The 19,860-nt window shown below is 65.8% G+C and carries 21 protein-coding genes and 1 tRNA gene; 11 read left to right on the top strand and 11 right to left on the bottom strand.

Annotation, left to right across the window (positions count from 1 at the left end):
- Positions 1 to 57 precede the first annotated feature (57 nt).
- Positions 58 to 816, top strand: a complete 759-nt coding sequence (locus ACFXQA_RS14530) for a helix-turn-helix transcriptional regulator (RefSeq protein WP_394520595.1) — start codon at positions 58 to 60, stop codon at positions 814 to 816.
- Positions 817 to 933: 117 nt separating this feature from the next.
- Positions 934 to 1,584 (top strand): hypothetical protein, encoded by a 651-nt coding sequence (locus tag ACFXQA_RS14525; protein WP_394520594.1) that lies wholly within the window; start codon positions 934 to 936, stop codon positions 1,582 to 1,584.
- 400 nt (positions 1,585 to 1,984) lie between these two features.
- Here ACFXQA_RS14525 and ACFXQA_RS14520 read toward each other — a convergent pair whose 3' ends face one another.
- Positions 1,985 to 2,224: a helix-turn-helix domain-containing protein gene (locus tag ACFXQA_RS14520; protein ID WP_394520593.1), complete on the bottom strand. Its 240-nt coding sequence runs from the start codon at positions 2,222 to 2,224 to the stop codon at positions 1,985 to 1,987.
- Positions 2,225 to 2,425: 201 nt separating this feature from the next.
- On the opposite strand from ACFXQA_RS14520, the gene ACFXQA_RS14515 reads away from it, so the two are divergent.
- On the top strand, positions 2,426 to 2,803 hold the full coding sequence (locus ACFXQA_RS14515) for a hypothetical protein (protein WP_394520592.1): 378 nt from the start codon (positions 2,426 to 2,428) through the stop codon (positions 2,801 to 2,803).
- A 98-nt stretch (positions 2,804 to 2,901) separates the two neighbouring features.
- Here ACFXQA_RS14515 and ACFXQA_RS14510 read toward each other — a convergent pair whose 3' ends face one another.
- The 4 genes from ACFXQA_RS14510 to ACFXQA_RS14495 form a co-directional block, all read right to left on the bottom strand.
- Positions 2,902 to 3,039, bottom strand: a complete 138-nt coding sequence (locus tag ACFXQA_RS14510; RefSeq protein ID WP_394520591.1) for a hypothetical protein — start codon at positions 3,037 to 3,039, stop codon at positions 2,902 to 2,904.
- 253 nt (positions 3,040 to 3,292) lie between these two features.
- Positions 3,293 to 3,622 carry a hypothetical protein gene (locus tag ACFXQA_RS14505; RefSeq protein WP_394520590.1) on the bottom strand — a complete coding sequence of 110 codons (330 nt, stop codon included), beginning with the start codon at positions 3,620 to 3,622 and terminating at the stop codon, positions 3,293 to 3,295.
- 110 nt (positions 3,623 to 3,732) lie between these two features.
- Positions 3,733 to 4,083 (bottom strand): hypothetical protein, encoded by a 351-nt coding sequence (locus ACFXQA_RS14500; RefSeq protein ID WP_394520589.1) that lies wholly within the window; start codon positions 4,081 to 4,083, stop codon positions 3,733 to 3,735.
- Between the two features lie 191 nt (positions 4,084 to 4,274).
- A complete protein-coding gene (locus ACFXQA_RS14495; RefSeq protein ID WP_394520588.1) occupies positions 4,275 to 4,592 on the bottom strand; it encodes a hypothetical protein in 318 nt (105 codons plus the stop codon).
- Positions 4,593 to 4,796: 204 nt separating this feature from the next.
- Between ACFXQA_RS14495 and ACFXQA_RS14490 the strand changes: the two genes are divergently transcribed.
- Positions 4,797 to 5,546: a hypothetical protein gene (locus ACFXQA_RS14490; RefSeq protein WP_394520587.1), complete on the top strand. Its 750-nt coding sequence runs from the start codon at positions 4,797 to 4,799 to the stop codon at positions 5,544 to 5,546.
- Complete coding sequence (locus ACFXQA_RS14485) at positions 5,521 to 6,648, top strand: tyrosine-type recombinase/integrase (protein ID WP_394520586.1); 1,128 nt, start codon at positions 5,521 to 5,523, stop codon at positions 6,646 to 6,648. Before ACFXQA_RS14490 ends, ACFXQA_RS14485 begins: the two co-directional genes overlap by 26 nt.
- Here the strand turns inward: ACFXQA_RS14485 and ACFXQA_RS14480 are convergent.
- On the bottom strand, positions 6,645 to 7,133 hold the full coding sequence (locus ACFXQA_RS14480) for a YajQ family cyclic di-GMP-binding protein (RefSeq protein WP_394520585.1): 489 nt from the start codon (positions 7,131 to 7,133) through the stop codon (positions 6,645 to 6,647). The two genes, ACFXQA_RS14485 and ACFXQA_RS14480, sit on opposite strands and share 4 nt — an antisense overlap.
- 41 nt (positions 7,134 to 7,174) lie before the next feature.
- Positions 7,175 to 7,918 carry a class I SAM-dependent methyltransferase gene (locus ACFXQA_RS14475; protein ID WP_394520584.1) on the bottom strand — a complete coding sequence of 248 codons (744 nt, stop codon included), beginning with the start codon at positions 7,916 to 7,918 and terminating at the stop codon, positions 7,175 to 7,177.
- Between the two features lie 175 nt (positions 7,919 to 8,093).
- Here ACFXQA_RS14475 and ACFXQA_RS14470 point away from each other — a divergent pair, with 175 nt between their 5' ends.
- Together ACFXQA_RS14470 and ACFXQA_RS14465 are read left to right on the top strand one after the other, a co-directional pair.
- Positions 8,094 to 8,621: an FBP domain-containing protein gene (locus tag ACFXQA_RS14470; RefSeq protein WP_394520583.1), complete on the top strand. Its 528-nt coding sequence runs from the start codon at positions 8,094 to 8,096 to the stop codon at positions 8,619 to 8,621.
- Between the two features lie 109 nt (positions 8,622 to 8,730).
- Positions 8,731 to 8,815: transfer RNA gene (locus ACFXQA_RS14465), tRNA-Tyr, on the top strand.
- 129 nt (positions 8,816 to 8,944) lie between these two features.
- Here the strand turns inward: ACFXQA_RS14465 and ACFXQA_RS14460 are convergent.
- Positions 8,945 to 10,126 carry an MFS transporter gene (locus ACFXQA_RS14460; protein ID WP_394520582.1) on the bottom strand — a complete coding sequence of 394 codons (1,182 nt, stop codon included), beginning with the start codon at positions 10,124 to 10,126 and terminating at the stop codon, positions 8,945 to 8,947.
- A gap of 31 nt (positions 10,127 to 10,157) precedes the next feature.
- Between ACFXQA_RS14460 and ACFXQA_RS14455 the strand changes: the two genes are divergently transcribed.
- Entirely contained in the window at positions 10,158 to 11,153 is a 996-nt protein-coding gene (locus ACFXQA_RS14455) for a LacI family DNA-binding transcriptional regulator (protein ID WP_394520580.1), read from the top strand.
- Between the two features lie 45 nt (positions 11,154 to 11,198).
- Here ACFXQA_RS14455 and arfA read toward each other — a convergent pair whose 3' ends face one another.
- From arfA to ACFXQA_RS14440, 3 genes are all read right to left on the bottom strand, one after another.
- Positions 11,199 to 12,728 carry an arabinosylfuranosidase ArfA gene (gene arfA / locus ACFXQA_RS14450; RefSeq protein WP_394520579.1) on the bottom strand — a complete coding sequence of 510 codons (1,530 nt, stop codon included), beginning with the start codon at positions 12,726 to 12,728 and terminating at the stop codon, positions 11,199 to 11,201.
- 67 nt (positions 12,729 to 12,795) lie between these two features.
- Positions 12,796 to 13,650 (bottom strand): carbohydrate ABC transporter permease, encoded by an 855-nt coding sequence (locus ACFXQA_RS14445; RefSeq protein WP_394520578.1) that lies wholly within the window; start codon positions 13,648 to 13,650, stop codon positions 12,796 to 12,798.
- The gene (locus ACFXQA_RS14440) at positions 13,650 to 14,600 is read right to left on the bottom strand and encodes a carbohydrate ABC transporter permease (RefSeq protein WP_394520577.1); all 951 of its coding nucleotides are present in this window, start codon (positions 14,598 to 14,600) and stop codon (positions 13,650 to 13,652) included. The genes ACFXQA_RS14445 and ACFXQA_RS14440 overlap by 1 nt, the downstream gene beginning before the upstream one ends.
- Before the next feature lie 237 nt (positions 14,601 to 14,837).
- Here ACFXQA_RS14440 and ACFXQA_RS14435 point away from each other — a divergent pair, with 237 nt between their 5' ends.
- The 3 genes from ACFXQA_RS14435 to ACFXQA_RS14425 all read left to right on the top strand — a co-directional run bounded on the left by ACFXQA_RS14435 (position 14,838) and on the right by ACFXQA_RS14425 (position 19,771).
- Complete coding sequence (locus ACFXQA_RS14435) at positions 14,838 to 16,094, top strand: ABC transporter substrate-binding protein (protein WP_394520576.1); 1,257 nt, start codon at positions 14,838 to 14,840, stop codon at positions 16,092 to 16,094.
- A 105-nt stretch (positions 16,095 to 16,199) separates the two neighbouring features.
- Positions 16,200 to 17,432, top strand: a complete 1,233-nt coding sequence (locus ACFXQA_RS14430) for a family 1 glycosylhydrolase (RefSeq protein ID WP_394520575.1) — start codon at positions 16,200 to 16,202, stop codon at positions 17,430 to 17,432.
- A 134-nt stretch (positions 17,433 to 17,566) separates the two neighbouring features.
- Positions 17,567 to 19,771 (top strand): RICIN domain-containing protein, encoded by a 2,205-nt coding sequence (locus ACFXQA_RS14425; protein ID WP_394520574.1) that lies wholly within the window; start codon positions 17,567 to 17,569, stop codon positions 19,769 to 19,771.
- Positions 19,772 to 19,860 lie beyond the last annotated feature (89 nt).

Raw genomic sequence — 19,860 nt, 5'->3', positions numbered from 1 at the left:
TCGCTCGCCCGGTTCACCCGCCGTACGCCCGAGCGCTAGCAAACGGTCGTCTGTGACGTGGATGCTACGTCGACGCGACGTCGAAGGGGGCGCAGCATCCTGAACCGAGCTTCGACGGAGCAGCCCGCCGTCTTCGTCGATCTGTCGCCGTGTGCGGAACACGTGATGCAGGTGCTCGCCTCGCCGGCGATCTACGCCGCCGAGAACCGCCCCGTGCTCACCGCCGATGAGTGCTGGTTGCGGGAGCGGTACGCCGAGCTGGTGCCCGCGGTGTTGCCTGACATGCTCTGCGCCATCGGCGAGGGGCGGCCGATGAGCGTTGCGGTGCTCGACCGCATCCGTGAGCTGGCGGAACGCGCGAGGGGAGACGACGTCGATCGCGCCGTGGTGCTGCGCGCCCAGGCTCCCGCGATCCGCGCGTTCGCGACGCTGCTGCAGACGGCCGACCCCGGATGGACGGCGCAGGAATGCACGGTGCTCGTCGGTCGTGCGGCGATCCTCGTGCAAGAAGCGCATGCCCACTGGATGGAGGCGTGGGAGGCACCCGAACTCGCCGCGCCCTCGACCGAGACCGTCGCGGTCGTCGCCGTCGACGGGGAAGCCGACCCGGCGCTGCAGATGGTGGGGCTCGCCGCCATCGGGCAGTCGACGGAACAGATCGCGGCCGCCACCGATTACAGCACCCAGGCCGTGAAATGGCACCTCGGACGACTCATGCGCCGCTGGAACGCTGAGAACCGGGCGGCCCTCGTCACCGCCGCGTTTTTGCGTGGCTTTCTCGTCGCCCGACGAACACCACCTCGCGACGACCACTAGACGAAGGTCTAACGGCTGCGCGGAGCCCCTCTCGCCCGTACCCGACCCCTGCCAACGTGGACGTATGCCGCCTGAACGCGGGGGCGGAAACCGAATGAGCGAGAGAAAAGGTAGACGATGAAGACCTCCACACGCACCCGTTTCGGAATCGGCACCGCCACCGTCGTGGCCGGCTTGGCACTGTTCAGCCTCGCAGGCCCCGCCAGCCCCGCGAGCGCATACGGCACCTCCGAGGGAGAGCTCGCCTCGGCCTGTGCCGATGGCATCAACGAGGTCGGCGTTAGCGTGCACTGCACGTTCGAGGCCGACCATGTGTCGAGTTACAACATGATCTGGAACCGCTACGGCGACCCGGTGAGCAACTGCGACAACCCGTTCGGCGAGGTCAAGTTGACCATCGTCGCGTCACGCTCGTTCACGCAGACCTGGACCGCCGGCGGCAAGTTCGGCATCTCGTGGGGGGGCATGGGACTCGAGGGCAACGCCTCGTATTCCGAGTCGACGACGACCACCTCTGGAGTGAACCGCGAGATCGTCGCTCAGACCGGCCAGAAGAACGCTGCCACCGTCGGCACCGAGATGGCTGTGGAAGAGGGGCGCATCCGCGTCGACATCATGGACAGCTTCGGCAGCGACTACGTCTCGACCGACACGCACTACATCAACGGCGCGCAGCGCACCGTGCCGACGGGAAAGCAGCAGCACGGCTCAGACCCGGTGTACTGCGGCCAGAATTTCACGGTCGACCCGGAGAACACCCCGGTCTGATTCGCACCGCGTGAGAAACCCCCGGGGAAATCCTCGGGGGTTCTTCGCGCGTGCGGAGCTGCGTGCCGATGGCCGTTGTGCGCGGTCGGCTCAGCGACCGATCCGCAGCATCCGCCCGCCTTCTAGCGGTAGTTGATGAACTGCAACATAGTGATTGGGCAGAATTCAGATTGATCGGCATTTGACTCCTGATCAGGCCAGAGGCGATTGCAACGGGTTGGCGTTGACTGTGCCGGGTGGGAAATACGGCGGACTTTCGGCGGACTGCGAGCCACCTCCACGCAAGTGGGACGTCGGCCATGACACACCTCTCGCACCACCCGCACGAGGTGCCGCAGGAATCCTTCGACCTGTGGGGGTAGCCCAAGCCCGTAGACCGATCACGCTGGGCTGCTGGCCATTAGGCAACCGGCCAGGTTTTCATCCACAAGTCGAGGTCGCCGCGGAGGATGATGATGTCCTTCCCGTGCTGCCGTGCAGGCAAAGTGTTGTCGCGGATCGCGGTCTTGATCTTGTAGATGCTGAGCCCCGTGTACTCAGCAGCTTGATCTCGGGTGAAGCCGTTCTTGTGCACGGTTCCGAGAACGCGCTGGGACACCATGTCGGCGATCTGTACGATCTCGTCCGGAGTGAATCGCATGTGGTCAGTATGCTCCCGGGGGCGCCGGGTCGTCCCCTAGAGGCCTTCCATATGTCTGAGATCGCGTCAGTTCGCGCCGGCGGGCGACGTACTTCCCGACGTTGATCCAACCAAATGGTGTCCCCAATGACGCCTCGCGCAGCAGGGTCGAGCTCTCCGCGATCCTCACCGTCTGAATGGTGAACGGGTACGATCTGCGGCATGGCGATCACTATCCGACTGCAAGGAAGCACCAATGGAAGGGGAGAGCGCTCTGGCGAGATCCACGATCTCAATGTTGAAGAGCTCCCCGATCGCGTACAGAACCACCTCGACACGCACCGTCGTGAGAACTACGACCTCCGATGGGGCGGCGACGTCGTTCATAGAGACGAGTACGGCTACACGATCTACGGGTTCGTCGGGACGGACGAGTCATCGCTCGTAAGACTTGGGCAATCGAAGCACCCCGAGGTCAGCGACGACACCATGTACGTTCGTCCTCCGAGCTACTCGGACCTGCACGCCCAAGCGGATGACCTCGGCGACGAAGAGGCCGGCATCTCTCCCGAAGATCTTGCCGCCGACGGCCGCGGCTGAAACGAAAAACGCCCCCTCGGGCTCGCCGTGATGGCGAGCCCGAGGGGGCGTTGTTCCGTGCTGGAAGGGCTACCTGGAATACCGGAGCCGCTGTTCCCTCAGTTCACGTGGAGGAAGGCCTTCACGATCCGGAGTTCGTCGGGAGTGAGTGCGCGGCCGTCTGCGTGCGCCGCGGTCTCGAACTGCTTGGACCAGGCGCCGCTGCCGGCTTGCGTGTATCGCACAGACCAGGACACAGCACCGACGCCATTGACGTCGTCTACGCCGGTCCCGCTACGATCGCCCATCACAGCACCAATCGTATTCCGCAGCCGCGCGAGCGGGTGCACGGCTACGTGAAGGGCTACAACGATCGCATCTGCATCGGCCACCCGGTGCGGGAACTGCACCCACACCCAAACCGGCGGTCGCGCTCGTCTGGGTCGACGGGCCCGGTGGTGGTTGGGAGATCACCGTGTGGAGGAATGCAGTTACCCGCCGCAGAACCACCTAGTCCAGCGGGGGTTCAGGTTGCGGAGGGTCCCCAACCCACTCGCTCTGCGCGATGAGCGCGTCGCGCATGTCTGCCTTGTCCGCTTTCGTTGGCGTGAGCGTTGCCCCGTAGAGCGAGTGGTGGGCTGGCCCAAGAATTGGTTCGAGCGAATGAGGAGTGTGCTTCAAGTGCGCTCCGCCCGACACCAGCGCGCGTACGGGCACCACGATCGCACCGTTCGGGGGCATGACGTATTCCACCGGCACGGTGGAACCCATCCGGATGATGATGCCCTCGCTATGGATTGACAGGTCTGGGTTGAACACGAACGCTTTGTGCGGGACCATCTCGACAGCGTCAGTATCCGCGTTCCTCGTCACGCAGGAGGGCAGCAGGCGGCGCACGTAGACGTGAGTTGGGTCCCCGTCTGGAAGAGGCGCGATGTCGGGGCGTGGGCTCATGCCCGGAACGACAGGGACTTGCTGCGGCGTTCCGCTGCCCAACTCTGAAGAGAAGCGTTGATCTCGTCCATGGGCACCGATCCAAACCCTTCTCGAGCGAACTCCACTGTGCCTTCGGCTCCGCGAACGCGAATGAAGTACGTGCTGTCAGCGTCGATTTCGATTTGGATCTCTCGGTGCATCCCCTTCCAGTAGAAGACGATGCCGCCGAGCTCGTTGTCGGTGATGGTCGGCGCGGGCGCGCCCGGTGCATTCAACGAAGCAGCGACTCCGTATCCCAGACGGCAAGCTGACAGCGCAATGGGAGACCCATCGTCGCGAGCGGCTGCCAGTGCACGAGCGACCATGGCAGAGATCCTCCCCCACCTGGCAGCTGGCGGCAAGACCCTTGCGGATGCGTGCTCCGAAGTCGAACCGATGTGGCCTCGCTCGTCCATGAGACGCACGTGCGAGATGTCGAACCTCGGGGTTGGAGCACCGTTCGGCGTCCCCGCCAGGGCGAGGGCAGTCACCTCCGCGGCGATCAGCCGGAAGGAAGTCACTGCTCGATGCCCGCGCGATGCAGGTGGGTGTTGATTACGTCGCGGAATTCGCGCAGTCGCGCGGTCGACAGCACGAAACGCCCCTGCGGTATGACCGGAAGCGGTTGGCTGATGATCTGAGCGATCTGCTCCGGCGTGAGTTCACCGATAATCGCTGGCGGTGATACGTACCCGAACACCAACACGTGAGTGTCTGGCCTGTCCGAGCCCTGGACCGGCGAATCGGCGAGCACCAGAATCTGATTCACCGGAGCAGGCGGCGAAACCATGTCTCCGACCCACTGAAGCTGCGCCGCGAATTCCCCGTTTTCCATGCAGCGAGTATGACAGATCCGCCTTGGTCGGGGCCGTGTCGGTGATGAACGAGAAAAGCGCCCCCTCGAACCCCGCCGTAGCGAGACCAAGAGGGCGTTCTCGTGTGCTTCCGTCAGGGAGTACCGTGGCGCTGCTTCTCATCGGCCTGCGCCAGAAGACGGTCCACCTCCGGAAGTGGCACGTCGAAGTACAGGGCTTCCGGGATGCACCCAGGGCTGCTGTTCCCGACGGAGGAGCTGGCAGCACGGTGCAACGAGGTGATGCCTGGCGCGGACTGGGTCACTGTCGCAAGCCTCAACAGCCTGTTCGCGGGGAAGCGCAAGTCGCTCTCAACGTCCGAACTAGAGACCTACGCTTCGGCGCTCGGGTCGAACGTTCTGGATCTTCTTTATCCCCCCGGCGAGATCGTCGAGGTACGCCCCGGCGCCTCGGTTCGCAGCGCGGACGCGCTCATGGCCACGCTCACTCCCGAGCGACAAGAGATATCATCCGACCGCTTCGTGCTCACCAGCCGCGCGATCTCATGCCTTGAAATCGACAGGCTCGTCCACGAACTCGAGCAGGACATTGTCCAACTTCTCTTTGCCTACGACACCAGAAGGAAGGGCCCCGATGTCTTCGTCCAGAGCGAGATTGAGAAGCCTGCCGGGGCAATCACGTTCGTGAACCGGGCCCGATGGACAGCGGGCAATTTAGTGCAGCGAATTGAGCTGCACCGACCGCACTGGCACGAGGATGGCCCGTCCATCCCAGCGGGGGTCGAGCACCTTCTGGGGCTTGGTCTGGACCACCCGCCGGGCGTTGATCCCGCGGCCGTGGCCAGCTACAAGCGGTTCGTCAGCGAAGTGGTCGCTATGCGTGCCCTGTTCGCCGACGTCGATAAATGGAGATACGTCACGGGGGGCGGCTACTTGGGCGAGGTGAAACGTGGCGAGCATCCAGCAGAGGCCTAGCGGTTCGTGGCGCGCTCGGTACGAGGATGCTGACGGACACGAGCATGCCCGCCACTTTCCCCTGAAGCGGGACGCGCAGCGGTGGCTCGATGAGGTCACGGCGGCGGTTGTCACTGGGCAGTACGCGGACCCGCGCGCCGGCAAGGTGACGTGGTCGGTCTGGGTGAAGTCGTGGATGGACCGGCAGACGTGGGTCGAAGGGACTCGTCAAGCGGCGTCTACTGCGTTCTCGTCAGTACCGTGGGGCGAAAAGCCGATTGCGTCGGTGAAGGCCTCGCACGTGCAGGCCTGGGTCACGGGGGAGTCAAAGCGTGGCCTCGCCGCCTCCACCATCAAGACCCGTCTCAACTACGTGCAGATGGCGTTCCGCGCCGCGGCGATCGACAGGGTGATCCCGACAAGCCCGGTATTGAGCGTGAAGGCGCCGCGGACCCGGAAGGCTGAGGCGGCGATGAAGCTGCTCAGCGCTGAGCAGGTCCGCGCTGCGCTCGAGGGTGCGGGGGACTTCGGTGCGTTCATCGCAGTGTGCGCGTTCGCGGGCCTGCGCCTCGGCGAGGCGGCCGGCCTGCAGCTTCGCGATGTGAACTTCCTCGGCCGGTCAATCCGGGTCGAGCGACAGGTGCAGGGCTCGACTATCAAGGCCTCGACGTTGGTTCCTCCGAAGTGCGGTTCGGAGCGCACGGTGTTCGTGCCTGACGAGCTGACGAAGATCCTCGCGGCGCACGTCGCACGGCACGCCGTGAAGGCTCACGACGAGATGCTGTTCACGACGCCGCTCGGGCAGATGTGGAACCGGAACAGCGCGGCGGGGGAGTGGCGGCGCATCCGGGCCGCTGCGGGCGTCGGCGATGATGTCACGATTCACACGCTGCGGCACACGTACGCCTCAAACTTGATCGCGTCAGGGTGCGACGTCGTGACGGTGCAGCGGGCACTGGGGCACGCTCAACCGTCGATCACCCTCAACGTGTACGCGCACCTGTGGCCCTCTGCGGAGGACAAGACGCGCGCCGCGACGGCGGAGTTCATGAGCTCCGTGCTGACTTCGACGGACTCTGGGCGGACTCAGACCACAAAAGCCCAGGTCACAGGGTTATCCTAGCGGTAGTTGATGAACTGCAGGTCGAGGTCGAGGTCGGCAGCCCGCAGCAGGCGCATGACCTCTTGCAGGTCGTCACGGCTCTTCGACTGCACGCGCAGCTCGTCGCCCTGGATCTGCGACTTGACGCCCTTGGGCCCCTCGTCGCGGATGATCTTGCCGATCTTCTTCGCGTTCTCGGTCGAGATGCCGTCTTTGAGGGTCGAGGTGATGCGGAACTCTTTACCGCTCGGCGTCGGTTCGCCGCTCTCGAGGCTCTTCAGCGAGATTCCGCGCTTGATGAGCTTGGTCTGGAAGACGTCGAGCACCGCCTTCGCGCGCTCTTCGGTGCCGGCCTTGATGAGCACGGCCTCGCCGCTCCACTCGATCGAGGCGCCGGTGCCTTTGAAGTCGTAGCGCTGCTCGACCTCTTTGTGCGCCTGGTTGAGGGCGTTCTCGGCCTCCTGGTGGTCGACCTTGCTCACGATGTCGAAAGAGGAATCAGCCATGCCGAGAGTTTAGCCGCGACGGCGGGCGGCTGCGGGGCGGGTCAGGCCTCGGCGACGGCCCAGCGGAAGACGTTGCGCAGGAGATAGCCGTCGCCGCTGCGGAACGGCGCGGCCGCCTCGATCACGGCGGCACGCAGGGTGTCGATGGTCGCCGGATCTTCGCCGAGCAAGATGCCGCGGGCGAGGGTGTCGGCGTCGGGCGCGGTCCACGGGACGGCGATGTGCCCCGAAGCGACGACCGCGAGGCCGGCGTCGGCGAGAGCGGCCTCCAGCCCTCCCGGCGGCCGCAGCGGGCCGTCGGGCAGAGGGTCGGACTCGTCGGCCTCGGCGATCGCGTGCTCGATCACGTCGATGTCGTTGCGCGCGCCCTCGGCCCAGTTCGCGACGGCGATGCGGCCACCCGGAATCAGTACGCGGGCGAACTCGCGGAGCGCATCGGCGGTGTCGTCGGCGAACTGCAGGGCGTTGACGGCGGTGACGACGTCGAACGACGCGTCGGGGAACGGCAGGTGTTCGGCATCGCCCTCGCGGACGTCGAAGCCTCCGCCGCGGGCGTGGGCGCGCATGTGCGGCGCGGGGTCCACCCCCATCGGCGTCGCGCCCGCGTCGCGCAGGACCCGGAGGAACTCGCCGGTGCCGCATCCGACGTCGAGGACACGGGTGCCCGGGCCGATGCCCGCAGCGGCGACGATGGCGTCTTGCGCGGGCCGGGCGACAGCTCCCCACAGCTCGGCCCAGCCGGTTGCGACGTCCGACCAGTCGTCGGCATCCGCTGCGTCAACCACTCGCTCAGCCTAGGCCGCACCAACTCAGGCTGAATCCGAAACGGGCGGGGACGTCGGGCGGAATCACGCGGGTCTGGCGAGGGCTGTGGTCAACCAGCCTGAGTTAGTGCGGAGAAGGCGGGGAGAGGCGGATGCTGCGGCCCCGGCTCCCGAGGGGGTTCGTAGACTAGTGGCCGTGCGAGCCCTGATCGAAGAAGAAGTGCGCGATTCTTTCGTCAATGCGACGACGGACGAGCGTCGGATCGCGGCGATGCCCGTGGATTTCATGCTGCTCGACTGGGACCACCTCGACTTTCTGGCCTGGCGCGACCCGAACACCCGCGGCCGCGGGTACATCGTCGTCGAGAGTGACGGCGCGTCGGTCGGCGTCGTGCTGCGCGGGGCCGAGGGGTCGTCGCGGGCGCGTTCGGCGCTGTGCAACCTGTGCCACACGATGCAGCCCGCCGACCAGGTCACGCTCTTCACCGCCCGCAAGGCCGGGCGGTCCGGAGAGGCGGGCGACAGTATCGGCACCTACATCTGCGCCGACCTCTCATGCCACGAGAACGTGCGGCTCGCGATGCCCCTCGCGCCCAGCGAGTTGCGAGCGAGCGTCGACCTGCGGATCGACGGCACCCGTCGCCGCACAGAGGCTTTCGTGGAGCGAGTGCTGGAGCACGCCGGTGCCGAAGTGTCGGGCGCGGGCGGCTCGACAGCATCCTGAACCCGCGAGTCCGAGCCCCGTCGAAGGTGGTTCGGTGCGGCGCGCGCGTCAGAGTAATATGGTTTCTCGCGCCTCTGGTCGACTGAAAAAGCCGGGCGGGTGCGCACCTGGCGAGTTACCCAAGCGGCCAAAGGGATCTGACTGTAAATCAGACTGCTCAGCATTCGGGGGTTCGAATCCCTCACTCGCCACCAGAACTCAGTGCTCGTGCTTGTACGAGAACGACGACATCGAAAAAGGCCACCGGACTCCGGTGGCCTTTTTCGTTTCCCGCCGCACGTTCAGGGGCGAGCGCGCCGCGCGCGAATCTCATCGCAAGATCATCACGCGGCCCCGTTCTGAGAAACAGGCGCGGTCGCGGGGCCTGCCGAAGGCGTCTTCCGAGTGGGGAGGGGGGCGAGAATGCCGAAGGCGAGGCAGAGCGCGGCCACGCCGATCAGGGCGCCGCGGAGGCCGAGGGAACTCGAGAGATACCCCACGTACACCGGCCCGAGGACGAATCCGAGGTATGCGGTCGTTCCGATGATCGATGTTGCTCGTCCCCGCGCGACGTCGGTGACGTCGCGGGTCGCCCGGCTGAGGAGCGTAGGGAACAACACGGACGTCCCCACCGCGGCGATCGCGAGCCCCGCGAGAGCCACGGGAATGGTCGGTGCCCCTGCCAGAAGCACCGTGCCGATCACCGCAGTGCCCGCCCCTCCCCACAGGATCGCGCGCTCCGGAATCCGTGTCGACGTGCCCACTCCGAAGCGGGTGACCGCGGCGAATGCGGCGAACGCGGCGGGGGCAAAGGCGGCGACGAGGGGAGTGGCCTGCAGCTCGTCGGTCAAGAAGACCGCGCCCCAGCTCTGGTGGGCGTTCTCCGCGGCGAAGCCGAGAGCTCCGACCACGCCCACCGCCGCGAACGGCAGCACGGCGGATAGTCGGCGGCGTTCTTGCGGCGGCTGTTCTCGATGGCGAGGCAGCGGGCCGGTTCCGAACCGGAACACCCACACGCCGGATGCTGCGATCAGCAGGCCGGCGAGGGTGAAGGTGGGCACGGTCCCGCCGGTCGCTGCGGTCATCGTTCCGGCCCCCAGACTGCCGACCACGACGAAGGAAGAGAAGACGGCGTGGGCGAGTGTGATCACTCGCCTCCCTGAGCGCCGTTCGGCCAACCCGGCAAGAGAGTTCGCGCCGACGTCGGCGGCGCCGGACGTGGCTCCCACGAGAAGCATCCCCACGGCGAGGGCGGCGAAATCGCGTCCCCACGCGGCCAGGCCGACCCCGCTCAGTGCGAGCGCGACGAGTGCGAGCCCCGCCACCCGTACGCCGAACCGATCCACTGCCCGCCCCGTCAGCGCCATCGCGGGGACTGCACCGATCCCCACGTACAGGAGCGCGGTGCCGAGCTGCGCGTCGGAGAGCTCCGCCGCATCTCGCAGACCGGGAAGGCTCGCCCCCCAGGCGCCCCAGAAGATGCCGAATCCGGCGAATGCAATATACGGAGCAGAGGTGGCGCGCATGTGTGTAACGATACACAGGTAGACTCTCCGTGTGGCGAACCCCAAGGTGACGATGCGACAAGTCGCTGCTGAAGCGGGCGTCGCACCGATGACTGTCAGCTATACCTACACGCGCCCCGACCGGGTCGCCGCCGGCACCCGGGCGAAGGTGCTGGATGCTGCCGCCAGACTCGGATACCGCGGCCCCGACCCCGTGGCCCGCTCCTTGCGCAGTGGATCGACCGGCAACCTCGGGGTGATTCTCGGTGAGCACCTCACCTACGCCTTCGAAGACGCGCAGGCCTCCCGTTTTCTCGCCGGTGTCTCGCGGGTGTGCGTCGAGAATCGGCTGGGCCTCGTATTGATCCCCGCCACGGGAGCGCAGGACGACGCGGACCGTGTTAGAGAAGCAGCGGTGGACGGGTTCGTGCTCTGGACCACGGTGGTCGGTGATCCGGTGTTGGACGCCGTCGCGGCAACCGGTCGGCCTGCCGCCATCCAGGGAGGGCCCGCGAGCGCCGGAATACTCGCCGTCTCGGCGGACGATCGCGAAGCCGCGCGAAGCATCGCGTCTCACGTTCTCGCACGAGCGCTGTCACCGCTCGTGGTCTCTCTGCCCTTCGCTCGAGATCGCGAGGAGGGCTTCTTCTGGGGGCCCGAAGCAGCGGCGACGTACCCCGTGACGCGGTCGCGGCTCGCGGGTTTCCGCGACGCGGTCGAACAGACGGGTCGCCGATGGAACGACATCCCCGTGGCTGTCGTGTCCCGCAATACCCGGCATGACGGCGAGCGAGCCCTCTCGAGAGCATCGGAGTTCATTCGCCCCGATGTCGTGATCACGATGAGCGATCAACTGGCCGCGGGCGCCCTCGACGCGATGGGAGACGCGATCACCGTGACCGGATGGGACGACAGCGACATCGCGGAATCGCTGGGGTTCACCAGCATCCGCCAATCCCTTTTCGACCAGGGCGTCGCGTGCGCACAGATCGCCGCAGGACTCCGTGCAGAGGTGGAGCTGCCGACGTGGTCCCTATCGCGGCGCTGAGCCGACCGGTGGCCCGTGTGGGTCATCCACGACCAACCCCGGAGGTCAGCGTGCCTGGGCCCCGCGGGTCAGCGAGATCGCGGACCAGGAGACAGGTGGAAGGTCGATGATCATCTCGTCACCCTCGGTGCGAAGCGTCGCGTTGGCGTGCAGGTCGACCCGCTCCGGGGCCGTCAGGGAGTTGCCGGCGTACGGGTCGTCATCGGAGAGGGTCTGCGCGGAGGCGTCGGTGATGTCGCCGAAGTCCGATACGGGGATCCGCAGCTGGACGACATCGGTCTGAGAGCGGTTCACCGCGAAGATGCTCGCTCGTCCGAGCTCCTCGTCCACGGTGGTCACCGCGTCGACGAGGGGGACTGCGCCGTACCTCTGCGTCTCGTAGACATCGCACGTGACCTCGGTCGGGATGCTCTGCCCCGTCGCGAGTGCCGAGGTGAGCGCGAAGGGGAAGAAGGTGGTTTGTTTCCATGCGATGCCACCCGGCTCGGTCATGATCGGCGCGATGACGTTGACCAGCTGCGCGAGGGAGGCGCTCGTCACGCGATCGGCGCGGCGCAGCAGCGAGATGAGCAGGTTGCCCACGACGACCGCGTCAGCCACGGTGTAGGCGTCTTCCAGGAGGCGCGGAGCAACAGGCCAGTTGTCGACACCGGTGATCTTGTCGACGTTCTCGAACCGGGCGGTGTCCCACACGTTCCACTCGTCGAACGAGATGAAGACCTCGTGGTCGCTCTTCTTCACGGCTTTGACATGATCGATGGTCGCGACGACCGATTCGATGAAAGAGTCCATGTCGACGGCGGAGGCGAGGAAGCTGCCCAAGTCGCCGTCCTTCTCTGCGTAGTAGGCGTGGCAGGAGATGTAGTCCACGTCGTCGTAGGCGTGGGAGAGGACCACCCGCTCCCACTCGCCGAACGTGGGCATGTCGCGCGCGGATGATCCGCAGACCACGAGTTCCAGGGTCGGGTCGAACATGCGCATGGCGCGGGCGGTCTGGGCGGCGAGCTTTCCGTAGTCGTCGGCGGATCGGTGGCCGAGCTGCCACGGGCCGTCCATTTCGTTTCCGAGGCACCACATGCGCACGTCGAACGGGGCAGTCCGACCGTTGGCGACGCGCTCGCTCGAGAGGGCGGAACCGGTGGCGAGGTTGGAGTACTCGAGCAGGTCGAGTGCTTCCGAGGTGCCGCGTGTCCCGAGGTTGACGGCGAGCATGAGCTCGCTGTCAACGGCTTCGAGCCAGCTCGCGAACTCGTGCAGACCGACGTGGTTGCTCTCGGTGGAGTGCCAGGCGAGGTCGAGCCGTTGCGGCCGGTCTTCTCGGGGGCCGACGCTGTCTTCCCACCGGAATCCGGAGACGAAGTTGCCGCCGGGGTAGCGGATGGCGCTCACCCCGAGTTCGCGGACGAGGTCTTTGACGTCGTTCCGAAATCCGTCGGCATCGGCCGTGGGGTGGGTGGGCTCGTGGATTCCGTCGTATACGGCTCGTCCGAGGTGTTCGATGAAGGATCCGAAGACGCGCCGGTTGACGGGGCCGACGGGTCGGCGGGTGTCGAAGATCAGTCGTGCGGTGGCCATGTCAGCCTTTCGTGGTCAGGTTCTGCGAAGTGAGGTGGGTCGGCCGGCGACGGCGCGGGCGCTCGGTCTATTTCAGGCCGGTGCTGGCGACGCTCTCGATGAAGCGGCGTTGTACGAAGAGGAACATGACCGCGAGCGGGATGACGGCGATGAGCGAGCCGGCCATCATGACGCCGTAAGGGATGATGCCGCTCGGTCCGGTGAGAAGCGTCAGCCCCGAGGTGATGGTTCCCATGTCTTGTTCGGTCGTGAAGACGAGCGGCCAGAGAAGGTCGTTCCAGTTGTTGACGAACGTGTAGATGCCCAGCGTCATCAGGGCGGGCACCGCGTTGGGGATGACGATGCTCCGAAAGATGCGGAACTCCGATGCGCCGTCTATTCGTGCGGCGCTGTCGAGATCGCGGGGGAGGGACAGGAAGAACTGTCGGAGGAAGAAGATGCCGAAGGCATCGGCGGCCCTCGGGATGATGAGGCCCCAGAACGTATTGACCCACCCGAGGTCGGAGACGAGTTGATAGATCGGGATCAGGGTCGCCTGGAACGGGATCATGAGGCTCGCGACGATGATGACGAGAAGCAGCCGGCTGCCCCGGAAATCGATGCGGGCCAGAACGTAGGCGGCGAGCGAATCGAAGACCAAGGCGCACAGCGTCACACCGCCCGCGAAGACGAAGCTGTTCAGGATGAGTCGCCCGAAGGGGAGATCGGAGAAGATCCGCGCGAAGTTGTCCAGCGTCCATTGCGCGGGGAGGAGGGAAGGGGGGAACGCGTTCACCTCGCCGACCGGCTTGAACGCCGTGAAGGCGATGATGAGGATCGGCAGAAGGATCAGCGCCGACACGACCAGCATGGCGACGAAGAAGAGGCCTCGCCCGACCTGCACGGAGGCCGGCGTGGGGCGACGAGGAACGGTGAGAGTCATCAGGCTGCGTCCTTCGCACGGCGACCGGTGAGAGCGAACTGGACCAGGCTGAGGATCAGCGTCGCAACGAGGAGAACATAGGAGAGCGCGGACGCGAACCCGAGTTCGAGATCGCGGAAGCCGGACTGGTAGATCTGCATGACGACCGTCTGGGTGCTGCGGTAGGGGCCGCCGCCGGTGAGAACGTAGATCTGGTCGAAGGCTTGCAGTGCCGCGATGGTCGCGATGATGAGGACGAATCCCGTGGTGTTGCCCAGCAGGGGCAAGGTGACGTGACGGAATCGCGCGATGGGTCCCGCGCCGTCCATGCGAGCTGCTTCATACAGGCTCGCCGGGATGTCCTGGAGCCCGGCGAGGAACACGATCATGTAGAACGCGAAGCTTTTCCAGACGGCTACCAGAACGACAGTCGGCATGGCGAGGACGGGGTCCTGGAGTACGTTGCCGATGCGGATGCCGAAGATCTGCAGCCAGTAGTTCAGCAGGCCCACTTGGGGGTCCAGCAGGTATTGCCACGCGAAAGCGGCGACAGCGAGCGAAACGATGAACGGCAGGAAAAGCCAGGTGCGGAATGCGCCGCGCAGAGGAAGGAACGGGCTGTTCAGCGCGAGTGCCAAGAGCAGCGCTGCCCCGACCGCCAGGGGTGTGAACAGGACGGTGTAGACGACCGTGTTTCCCATCGCGCGGATGATCTCCGGATCGGAGAACACTTCGATGTAGTTGGACAGGCCGACGAACTCCGCGTTGCCGAACCCGCTTGCGTCCGTGAACGACAGCTGCAGCGCCGAGAGCATCGGCCAGAAGACGAAGAGCGCGAGGATCGTCACCGCGGGGAGCAGGAACGCGACCACGGTGAGCCGGCGCTTCGCGGATCCTCCGATCGGGGCGCGGCCGCCGAGCGGCGCGGGGGGCCGGTACTTGCGGACGGGCCGGGAGGCGGTAGCGGTCATTGCTGCTTCTCTCTTACAACGTTGTAACGTCAGAGTAGATACGCCGGCCGACAGTCGTCAAGTCGGCGAGGCGAGCAGTGGAGGATGTTCCACCCGCAGATGTTCCGGCCGTCTTGACAACGACGCACGCATCGATGAATATTTGCTTCAGTACGTAACTTACAACGTTGTATAAGCGTGAGCGAGACTCCGTCTCGACACCCGACAGCGAAGTCGACCTGTGGAGGGATTCCCCTGATGAAGAAAGCACTATCCGCCCTGGCAATAGCCGGCGTCGCGGCCGTGGCGATGTCCGGGTGCGCGGCGTCCGCGCCATCGTCGGACGGCCCCGTGCAGCTGGCCTTCTGGCACGGCTACACGGAGGCGGACGGCGACGTGTTGAACGACCTCGTGGAGGAGTTCAACAGCTCGCAGGACGCCGTCGTCATCACGCCGACCGTGAAGCCGTGGGCCACACTCCTCGACTCGGCCCTGCCTGCGCTCAGTTCGGGTAACGGACCACAGCTCATGGCCATCCCGCCGGAGAACATTCCGGTCTTCGCCTCGAAGAATGCGCTCCAGCCACTCGATGACTGGTACGACCGGGAAGACAGCGGGGCCAGCGTCCTCAATGAGGGCGCCGTCGCAACAGGTGTGGTGGACGGTGAGAGGTACGGCGTGCCGCTCAGCTTCACGCCGCTGACGATGTTCTACAACAAGACGATGTTCGAGGCGGCGGGAGTCTCCGTCCCCACCACGTGGGATGAATGGGTCGACGCGGCGAAGACCCTCACCGTCGATACCAACGGAGACGGCGAGCCCGAGCAGTACGGTCTGGCCTTGCAAGACAATGTGACGGTGGGCAACGGCGTGTGGCCGTCGCTGTTCAAGAGCGGCGGCGGTGACGTCGTCACCGGTGACGGCGAGGTCGTCATCGATTCGGCGGAGAACGTGGAGACCCTCGCCTTCTGGGCGGACGCGGTCCAAGCCGGGAAGTTCTCGCCCACCGGGGTGACCGGGGCTGACGCGGACGGTCTTTTCAGCGCGGGAAAGGTCGCGATGACCCTCGGTGGTCCGTGGATGGCGACGGTCTCGAAAGAAGCCGGGATCGACTACGGCATCGCGACCATCCCCGCGGGTCCTTCGGGCGTCGAAGCGTCTGCGCTCGCCGTGGACATGAGTGTCACCGCGCAGGCCAGCGACGAGGAGAAGGCCGCGGCTGAGAGCTTCTTCACGTGGTTCTACCAGAAAGACAACATGGTGACGTGGTCGCTCGCCTCCGGGTGGCCGCCCCTCACATCGGACGTCACTTCGGAAGACGTGGCGGAGAACCCCGTCGTCGCCGCACTGACCGATCAGTCTGAATACGGTGTCGCGCTGTTGCCGGGTGTCATTGCGTCGACGGACGTGCTCACCGCGCTCGATACGGCAACGCAGAAGGCACTCGCCGGTGGCGACCCGGCCGAACTGCTGGCGACGGCTCAGTCCGAGATGGAAGCCGCCCTCGCCGGCTGACGATGGAAGCCTCGCGACCCGCATCGAGTGCGCACTCGATGCGGGTCGTGGGCTGCCCGGCGACGTGTGCCGGTACGAACGACAACGAGATGAAACGGTGATGAAGTGAAGTGGTACGAGGACGGCCGTCTGCGGTTCGCGATGGGGGTCGAGGATACTTTCATTCCCCAGATCCGCCCGGGGGAGCGGGCTCTGGACGAATACGAGCTCATGCAGCATTACCGCTTCTGGCGAGAAGACCTCGGCTACTGCGCCGAGGTCGGCAGCGACATGGTGCGATGGGGAATCCCCTGGTACAAGGTGAACCCCCAGCCGGGCCAGTGGGAATGGGGCTGGCTCGACGAGGTCGTAGACCGCTTCAACGAGTTGGGACTCGACCTCGTCGCAGACCTCGTTCATTACGGCACCCCGCTCTGGCTGACCGACGAGTTCGTCAACCCGGACTACCCCCAACGCGTCGCCGAGTACGCGGCAGCGGTTGCCGAACGGTATGCCGGGCGCATCGCCCACTACACGCCCTTGAACGAGCCGCTCCTCAACATCATGTACTGCGGTGAGTTCGCCCAGTGGCCTCCCTACCGCGCGGGCGACACCGGCTTCGTAGACGTTCTTCGCGGCATCTCCCGCGGCATCGTCACGACCCAGCAGGCCATTGCCGAGGTCGACGCGGCTGCCGACTTCGTCCATGTCGAGGCATCCTTCCGCTTCGCGGGCGCTACGCACGCCCATACCGCCACCCACGAACACCTCCGCGAACGTGCCTTCCTCGTCCAGGATCTGGTGATGGGGCGCGTCGGGCCGGGACACGCTCTCGAGCCCTACCTTCGTCGGCACGGGTTCTCGGACAATGACCTGGAGTGGGCGAGCAGTCACACGGCTCAGCCCGATGTCGTCGGGGTCAATTACTACCCGCAGCATTCGACCGAGATCTTCGAGGAGGGGGTCGTGCGATCCGGCGGTCCGCGTGATCTCCGGCCGCGGCTCAACGCGGGCGTCGCGGGCATGTCGGACGTGCTGACCTCGTTCGCAGAGCGCTACGACAAGCCGGTCTTCCTCACCGAGACCAGCTACACCGGCACGGTCGACGAACGAATCGCGTGGATGAACGCATCCGTGGCTGAGGTCCACGACCTCCGGGCCCGCGGAGTCGACGTCATCGGGTACACCTGGTGGTGCATCACCGACATGATGGAGTGGTCTTACCGGCCTGGCGACGGCCCGCCGATGGACTACCTGCTGACCATGGGACTCTGGGCGCTCCGGGAAGACGCGAACGGAGTCCTTCAGCGGCACCGCACGCCCGTCGCCGACGCCTTCCTTCAGCACGCGCGACGCTGAGCCGAAACGTTGCTTGACGCCTTTACAACGTTGTGCAACCCTCCTTTACAACGATGCAAATGCCGCGTTGCGCGGTTGTGCATCACCGCCACAACCCAACGGAGGACGCAATGACGCGGAACGAGAACAGGCACGTGCGGAAGAGGCTCACCGGCCTCGCGGCCCTGGCTGCGACGGCTTGTATGGCTGTCGCGGGCCTGAGCGCAGCACCGGCGATGGCAGTGACGACGGGGAACGGTGCATTGGTCTACGCGCCGCCGAACGGATCGTCGTTCAACGACGAGGGCGGTGACGCCACGGGAACCGCCTACGCAAAAATCGTCGCTCTCAAGTACTCCGGATCCTCCAACGGCACCCTCATCTCGACATTCGACGACGGGCGCCTCATCAAGGACGTGAACCCCAGCACAAACCCGACGACGGATACTCAGGCGTGCTTGGCGAACCCCGCGCTGGCATGTCACCAAGAGTGGCCCATTTTCCGCAGCACCAACCAGGGTGCGAGCTGGTCGAAGATCTCGGCGGTGAACCCCGGCCTGCAATTTCCGGGTACGCCCGGTCAAGAGGACGTCACCCAGCTCGACCGGCTCGCGCAGCCGTTCCTTTTCGAGGTGCCGCAGACCGTGGGCAATCTCAGCGCCGGCACATTGCTTCTCACTGGCCAGGTGCGCGCCGCCGACCGTGACGCGCCCTCGTCGATCACCAAGCTGGTCGTCTACAAGAGCACGAATCAGGGGGCGTCCTGGACCTACGTCAGCACGATCGACACGGGCGGCCCCGCTGTCTACGACCCCTCATCGACTTCCACCACCACCACGGTGTGGGAGCCGACGCTGGCCGTCGACGGCGGTGGAGGTCTCGTGGCCTACTTCTCCGACGAAAGGCAGAAGGCGAACGGTGTCTTGCAGGCCGTCTCGTACCGCCGCTCCCTCGACGGGGGGCAAACCTGGGGGGCGCTCGCGAACGTCTCGGCGCCGACCGACCAGAACCACCGGCCCGGAATGATCACCGTCGACAAACTCCCTGACGGTTCGTACATCGCCACCTACGAGGTTGTGAACGCGACCGGCTACGCGTTCTCCAACGCATCGCCGGTGTTCTTCAAGAAGTCGCCCGATGGGCTCAACTGGGGTACGACCACGAGCCTCGGTACGCCGGTCGAGCTGGCCGACGGTCGAGGAATCGGCTCTTCCCCGACCCTCAAGTGGGTCCCCACCGGCGGGCCGAAGGGGATGGTCGTCGTTGCCTCGAAATGGGGTCTGGATGCGGCCGGAAACCTCGACGGCGGGCAGAACTTCTTCGTCAACTACAACCTCGGCGTCGGCCCGTGGGAAAGGCTTCCGTTCGCGGTCACCTTCAACGGGCCCAGCTCCATCACCGGCTTCGCGCAGGGCATCGACTACAGCCCCGACGGGCGAACCCTGTACCAGGCGACGAACGTCGACAACTATCGGCCGAACCCTTCGAACCCGAGTCAGACGTACCTGTACAACGACATCCGGGTCGGCACCATCCCGCTGACCGCGACGGCGTACGAGGCCGAGAACGCCGCGAACGTGAACACTGCGGTGGTCGCTCACGGCGACGCATCCAACGGATCGAAGATCGGGAACATCAACTTCGCGAACAGTACGGTGACCTTCACCGTCGAGGCTCCCCAAGCAGGCAACTACACCGTCAACGTGCGGTACGCCGATGGCACCGGGGCGACCAGCAGCCATGCCGTGTCGGTCAACGGGGGTTCGGCGACCTCGGTGAGCTACCCGGCGACGGCGAACTGGGGGAGATACCTCTGGGCTCAGACGACGGCCTCGCTGAACGCCGGCTCCAACACGATTCGGTTCGCCTACCAGGGGACGTTCGCAGAGATCGACCAGATCCAGGTTTCGCAGACGGGAACCTCGCTATCGCCGACGTTCAGGATCCAGAACAGGAACAGCAACAAGCTCCTCGAGATATCGTCGGCACTCCTCACCGACGGGGCTCCCGCGGGCCAGTGGGGACCCACGGCGAACGCGACGCAGATCTGGAAGCTCGACCCGGCCACCGGCGGGAGTACGCAACTCGTGAACAAGAACAGCCGGAAGCTGCTCGAGATCCCCGGCGCCGCCACCGGCGACGGAGTGGGCGCTGCGCAGTGGGGGCCGACGGGGAATGCCACGCAGCGCTGGAACCTCGCACCGAACAGTGCGGGCTTCTGGACCATCACCAACGTGAACAGCGGGAAGCTCCTGGAGATAGCCGGGTGCTCGACCGCAGACGGTGCGGCGGCTCGGCAGTGGGGACCGACCGGAGCTACCTGCCAGCAGTGGCGGCTCGTGAAAGAAGGCATCCAGTAAGAGGTGCCGAGGTCGTGTGGCGGGGCGGTCGCGACGTGCCCCGCCACACAAACTTACCCTCCGGTTTTCCGAAGAGGACTCACAGGAAA

Source organism: Microbacterium shimangi (genome assembly GCF_043556445.1).
Classification (GTDB): Bacteria; Actinomycetota; Actinomycetes; order Actinomycetales; family Microbacteriaceae; genus Microbacterium.
Note: the sequence above shows the minus strand (reverse complement) of the source record. Positions and strands in the feature narration are given on the sequence as shown.